The organism is Paenarthrobacter sp. CCNWLY172 (genome assembly GCF_037402035.1).
GTDB lineage: Bacteria > Actinomycetota > Actinomycetes > Actinomycetales > Micrococcaceae > Arthrobacter.
Window position 1 is genome coordinate 1 of sequence record NZ_JBBEGB010000029.1, and the last position, 2,654, is coordinate 2,654.

Here is a 2,654-nt window from a genome sequence, read left to right on the forward strand (position 1 = left end):
AGGGTTTTGGCGACGATGGAGTGGGTGTCGTTTTTGAAGTAGCGGCGTGCGGCTTGGCGGGTGTCGGAGAAGCCGAAGCCGTCTGCTCCGAGGGCGGCGAAGTCGTTGGGGATGAATTGGCGGATTTGGTCGGGGACGGCTTTCATGTAGTCGGTGACGGCGATGACGGGTCCGGTGTGGCCGGCGAGTTGTTCGGTGATGAACGGGGTGCGGGCGGGTTGGCCGGGGTTGAGGAAGGCGTGTTCTTCGGCGGCGAGTCCGTCGCGTCGGAGTTCGTTCCAGGAGGTCACGGACCAGACTTCGGCGGCGACGTTCCAGTCTTCGGCGAGGATCCGTTGGGCTTCGAGGGCCCAGGGCACGGACACGCCGGAGGCGAGGATGTTCGCGGTGGGGCGGTTCGCTGTGTTGGTGCCGTCCGCGGTGGGGGCGTCTGCGAGTTTGTAGATGCCTTTGAGGAGTCCGTTGATGTCCAGGTTTTCGGGTTCCGCGGGTTGGGTGATGGGCTCGTTGTAGACGGTGAGGTAGTACATCACGTTGTGGTCCTCGGAGGCCTCGCCGTACATTTCTTCGAGGCCGTGGCGGATGATGTGGCCGATTTCGTAGCCGTAGGCGGGGTCGTAGGTTTTCACGGCGGGGTTGGTGGAGGCCAGGAGGGGGGAGTGTCCGTCGGCGTGTTGGAGTCCTTCGCCGGTGAGGGTGGTCCGTCCTGCGGTGGCGCCGATGATGAAGCCGCGGGTCATTTGGTCGGCTGCGGCCCAGAAGGAGTCGCCGGTGCGTTGGAAGCCGAACATGGAGTAGAACACGTAGATCGGGACCAGGGGTTCGCCGTGGGTGGCGTAGGCGGTGCCGGCGGCGGTGAAGGCTGCGACGGCGCCGGCTTCGTTGATGCCGGGGTGGATCAGTTGTCCGGCGGGGGATTCTTTGTAGGCCAGGACGAGGTCGCGGTCCACGGAGAGGTAGTTCTGGCCTTTGGGGTTGTAGATTTTCGCGGTCGGGAAGAACGCGTCCATCCCGAAGGTCCGGGATTCGTCGGGGACGACGGGCACGAACCGGGCGCCGAAGTTCTTGTCCCGCATCAGGTCCTTGAGCAAACGGACGAAGGCCATGGTGGTGGCGGCTTGTTGTTTCCCGGATCCGCGTTTGGCTACGTCGTAGGACTTCGCGTCGGGCAAGGTGACCTCGGTGTGTTTGCGGCGGCGTTCGGGGACGAACCCGCCGAGCTCGGCCCGGCGTTCCATGAGGTACTTGATTTCGGGGGCGTCCATGCCGGGGTGGTAGTACGGGGGCCGGTAGAGGTCAGCGTCGAGTTGGTCATCGCTGATGGGGATGCGGAGGTGGTCACGGAAGGCTTTGAGGTCTTCCATGGTCAGTTTCTTCATCTGGTGGGTGGCGTTGCGGCCTTCGAAGTGCGGGCCCAGTCCGTAGCCCTTGACCGTTTTGGCCAGGATCACGGTGGGTTTGCCCTTGAACTCGGTCGCGGCCTTGTACGCGGCGTAGACCTTGCGGTAGTCGTGGCCGCCGCGTTTGAGGCCCCAGATCTGTTCGTCGTCCAAATCCGCGACCATGTCCTTGGTCTGCGGGGATTTGCCGAAGAAGTGTTCCCTCACGAACCCGCCGGACTCGGCTTTGTAGGTTTGGTAGTCACCATCGGGGGTTTCGTTCATGATTTTCACCAACGCCCCGTCCTGGTCTGCTTCCAGCAGGGGATCCCATTCCCGGCCCCAAACGACCTTGATCACGTTCCAGCCCGCACCGCGGAAGAACGCTTCGAGTTCCTGCATGATTTTGCCGTTGCCGCGGACCGGTCCGTCCAGGCGCTGGAGGTTGCAGTTGATCACGAAGTTCAGGTTGTCCAGGTTCTCGTTCGCGGCGAGCTGCAACAAACCACGGGACTCGGGCTCGTCCATTTCCCCGTCACCGAGGAACGCCCAGACCTGCTGGTCCGAGGTGTCTTTGATGCCACGGTTCTGCAGGTACCGGTTGGACTGGGCCTGGTAGATCGCGTTCATCGGGCCGATACCCATCGACACGGTCGGGAACTCCCAGAAATCCGGCATCAGGCGCGGGTGCGGGTACGAAGACAACGCATGGCCGGCCTTGGACTTCTCCTGACGGAACCCGTCCAAATCCTCCTCGGTCAGACGGCCTTCCATGAACGCCCGGGCGTACATGCCAGGGGAAGCATGGCCCTGGAAGAACACCTGGTCCCCGCCGGAGGGGTGGTCCTTGCCACGGAAGAAGTGGTTGAACCCCACCTCATACAACGTCGCAGCACCGGCATAGGTGGAAATATGCCCGCCCACACCAATATCGGAACGCTGCGCACGGTGGACCATGACCGCGGCATTCCACCGCATGTACGCACGATACCGGCGCTCGAACTCCTCGTTCCCCGGGAACGGCGCTTCCTGGTCCACCGGGATCGTGTTCACATAATCAGTGGTCGTCACCATCGGCACACCCACCGACCTCGCGCCGGCACGCTGAAGCAACGAACGCATAATGTACTGGGCACGCTCGGTACCCTGCTCCGCGATCAACGCATCAAGGGACTCAATCCACTCCGCGGTCTCTTCCGGATCACGATCAGGCAGCTGGGCAGTCAACCCGCTGAGGATGTGTGAGGTCTCTTCTCCTGCAGCCACGTCCAACCT

1 protein-coding gene is annotated in these 2,654 nt (G+C 62.9%); it reads right to left on the reverse strand.

All coding sequences use genetic code 11. From position 1 onward, the window contains the following. Nucleotides 1–2,645: pyruvate dehydrogenase (acetyl-transferring), homodimeric type (aceE, locus tag WBN73_RS21365; protein WP_337681324.1), on the reverse strand; the 2,645-nt coding region annotated here is incomplete at its 3' end. Nucleotides 2,646–2,654: the final 9 nt, after the last annotated feature.